Source organism: Bradyrhizobium genomosp. III, from assembly GCF_000261705.1.
GTDB lineage: Bacteria > Pseudomonadota > Alphaproteobacteria > Rhizobiales > Xanthobacteraceae > Bradyrhizobium > Bradyrhizobium ottawaense.
Genome location: NZ_AJQF01000380.1, coordinates 1 through 3,506 on the forward strand (window position 1 = coordinate 1; position 3,506 = coordinate 3,506).

The window sequence follows — 3,506 nt, forward strand, 5'->3', positions numbered from 1 at the left end:
GCTGTCGTCCCCGCGAAAGCGGGGAACCATAACCACAGGGAGCAGATATGGAGCGAGCGGGCAACTCCGAGTCTTCGCCAAACCCGATCCTGTGGTTATGGATCCCGGATCAGCGCTCCGCTCCCGGCAACGCGACGCGTTGCCAAGAGCTCCGCTTGTCCGGGACGACAGCGGAGGTTTGCGCGGTTGATGTAGAAGGTCAGCATCGAGAGCGCGCTTCGCACTCGTCCGCACGGCGCCGCGCTTGGTGCTCGTCGTCCTGCGCAAGGCTGTTTTGCGGGATTGTGTCGTCTTTCTGACATGAGCCATGCGTCAAGTCCTTGCTGCTCCATCGGAAACGAGCGGTACGAAGGGCGTTCCCGTGGGAACCCGGCCTCGCCGCAGACGTTGTCGCAGGTGGCAGGCGGAATGCCGCACCCCGATGATCGGATCAACCCGTCCACATCATGTGAACCGGGGGCGCTTCCATTGATCAGACACAACAACCCGATGGAATTGCAGCAAAGCCCAGCGCCGAACTATGCTCCTGTGGTCGCGGTAGCCGCGGCCGATCGCATCGTCGAGACCAGTATCCCCGCGCGGCTCGACGCGCTGCCCTGGAGCGGCTTTCACACTCGCGTCGTGCTGGCGCTCGGCATCACCTGGATCCTCGACGGACTCGAGGTGACGCTGGCCGGTGCGCTCTCCGGTGCGCTGAAGCAGAGCCCGTCGCTGCAATTCACCAATCTCGATCTCGGCATTGCCAATTCCGCCTATCTCGCCGGCGCCGTGCTCGGTGCGCTCGGCTTCGGCTGGCTGACCGACCGCATCGGCCGCAAGAAGCTGTTCTTCATCACGCTGGCACTCTATCTCTCGGCGACGGCCGCGACCGCTCTGTCATGGAATGTCGCGAGCTACGCGCTGTTTCGTTTCCTCACCGGTGCCGGCATCGGCGGCGAATACACCGCGATCAACTCGACCATCCAGGAGCTAGTGCCGGCGCGCTATCGCGGCTGGACCGATCTCGTCATCAACGGCAGTTTCTGGATCGGGGCCGCAATGGGCGCGGTGGCGTCGATCGTGCTGCTGGATCCTGCCGTGATCAACCCCGATCTCGGCTGGCGCCTGGCTTATCTCATCGGCGCGACCGTCGGCCTCGTCGTGCTCTTGATGCGGATGTGGATTCCGGAGAGTCCGCGCTGGCTGATGATCCATGGCCGCCCCGATCAGGCCCACGCAATCGTCGACGAGATCGAACGCTCGGTGATCGGACACGACCAGGATACGAGCGACGGACGCTTCACAAAGATCCGGCTGAAGATGCGCGATCACACGCCGATCCGCGAGGTCGTGCACACGCTGTTCTCGGCATATCGCCAGCGCGCGCTGGTCGGCCTCGTGCTGATGAGTGCGCAGGCCTTCTTCTACAATGCCATCTTCTTCACTTTCGCGCTGGTGCTGACCGATTTCTACGGCATCAGCGCCGATCATGTCGGCTGGTACCTGCTCCCCTTCGCCGCCGGCAATTTCCTTGGGCCCCTGCTGCTCGGCCGGCTGTTCGATACGCTCGGGCGCCGCATCATGATCATGTTCACCTATGGCGTGTCGGGCCTGTTGCTGGCGATCTCGGGCTATCTGTTCTCCATCGGCGTCCTCTCGGCGCAGGGGCAGACCATCGCCTGGATGGTGATCTTCTTCTTCGCCTCGCCGGCCGCGAGCGCGGCCTATCTCACCGTCAGCGAGACCTTTCCGCTCGAAGTTCGCGCGCTGGCGATCGCGGTGTTCTACGCGGTCGGCACCGGCATCGGCGGCGTGATCGGGCCGGCGCTGTTCGGCGTGCTGATCGACACGGGATCGCGCACCAGCGTGTTCGCCGGCTATCTGCTGGGGTCAGCCCTGATGATCGCGGCCGCGATCGTGGCGTGGCGCTATGCCGTCCCTGCGGAGCGCAAATCGCTCGAACAAATCGCGCGGCCGCTCGCCTTTATGGAGTAGACTGATGAAATCGGAATTTGCAGAAATAGCGTTGGACCAGAAGCGCACCATGCCGGACGACGAAGCACCCGATGCGGTGCCGGTGCCGCATGCGCTGGTGCCGCATCTCGACGAGATCGCGATTCTGCTCGACATCGACGGCACGCTGCTCGACCTGATGCCGACGCCGCGCGAAGTGTGGGTGCCGCCGGGCCTGTCGGACACGCTGAATCGGCTGACCGAGCGCACCTCCGGCGCGCTGGCGCTGGTCAGCGGCCGCTCGCTCAACGACATCGACCTGATCTTCGCACCCGATGTGTTCCGCGCCGTCGCCGGCCACGGCGCGGAGATGCGGCTGTCGATCGACAATGAGGCCGATGACGTGCACGCCCCGCCGCTGGACAAGGAGCTGAAGCGGCGCCTGGCCGCCATCGCCAAGCTTTCGCCCGGCATTTTGCTCGAGGACAAGGGGTATTCGCTCGCGCTGCATTACCGCCTCGCCCCGCACGCGGAGAAAGCGATCTACGAATCGGTCTCGGTGATCCGCGCCGACCTGCCCAATGCGCCGATCGAAGTGCTGCCCGGCAAGTTCGTCTGCGAGATCAAGCATTCCGGATTCACCAAGGCGACCGGCGTGCGCGAGCTGATGAAGCGGGAGCCGTTCAAAGGACGGCGTCCGATCTTCATCGGTGACGACGTCACCGATGAAACCGTGTTCGCGATCATGCCCGACATGGATGGGCTTGCCTTCTCCGTCGGTCGCCGTGCCATGGGCGTGAATGGCCATTTCGACGCGCCGAGCGATGTGCGTGCGTTCCTTGCCCGCCTGCTCGACCCGAGGTGAAATAAAGGCAAGGCCGCGTCGCAGACATGATGCTTTGGGAACGGCGCCGTCGCGCGCCGCTATGCGTGCTGCGCAACATGGCCGCATACGCTGACTTTGCAACGAAATCTCGAGTTCCCGAAGCGAAACCAGTTCCAACGCGCGTGCCCGATTTTGGTTTCAATTGGTTGAAACGATGACAGGAACCATATTGATGAACGGCAGTTAAACGGGGTGGAATGAAACAGGAGGGGACGACCTGTGAATTTAGTCGTCGTTTCGAATCGCGTCGCGCGCGGCAAGCCTAACGAGCCCATGACGGGCGGCCTCGCGGCGGCCTTGTTGCCGGTGGTGGAACATTCGGGCGCGATCTGGGTGGGTTCTTCGGGCCGTGTGCGTGACGGCCATCAGAAGGAGCCGTTCGCGGAGATCGAAGCGCTCGGATCGGGCGCGATTGCGACGTTGGACCTGCCGGCGGCGCATTACGGCGGCTATTACGAAGGCTTTGCCAATTCGGCGCTGTGGCCCGCGCTGCATTCGCGCAGCGATTTGATCCGCGTCTCGCGCGACGATTACGTCAGCTATCGCGAGGTCAACGCCTTCATGGCGCGCGCCTTGATGCGCTTCCGAAAAGCCAAGACCGCGTTCTGGGTTCAGGATTATCATTTCCTCGCGCTCGGCGCCGAACTGCGTGATCTCGGCGTCGACGATCCGATCGGCTTTTTTCTTC

3 protein-coding genes are annotated in these 3,506 nt (G+C 63.5%); all 3 read left to right on the plus strand.

What is annotated here, in order from left to right:
- Window positions 1–489 precede the first annotated feature (489 nt).
- A complete protein-coding gene (locus IC66_RS0130850; protein WP_038950220.1) occupies window positions 490–1,974 on the plus strand; it encodes an MFS transporter in 1,485 nt (494 codons plus the stop codon).
- A 4-nt stretch (window positions 1,975–1,978) separates the two neighbouring features.
- Window positions 1,979–2,797 (plus strand): trehalose-phosphatase, encoded by an 819-nt coding sequence (otsB, locus tag IC66_RS0130855; protein ID WP_038950223.1) that lies wholly within the window; start codon window positions 1,979–1,981, stop codon window positions 2,795–2,797.
- Between the two features lie 240 nt (window positions 2,798–3,037).
- On the plus strand, window positions 3,038–3,506 hold a 469-nt coding region (locus IC66_RS0130860; RefSeq protein WP_193374902.1), incomplete at its 3' end, for a trehalose-6-phosphate synthase.

What these genes read in the sequence shown, in the direction of transcription:
- IC66_RS0130850 (WP_038950220.1), top strand. Translation starts at nt 490, where the DNA reads ATGGAATTGCAGCAAAGCCCAGCGCCGAACTATGCTCCTGTGGTCGCG.
- otsB (WP_038950223.1), top strand. Translation starts at nt 1,979, where the DNA reads ATGAAATCGGAATTTGCAGAAATAGCGTTGGACCAGAAGCGCACCATG.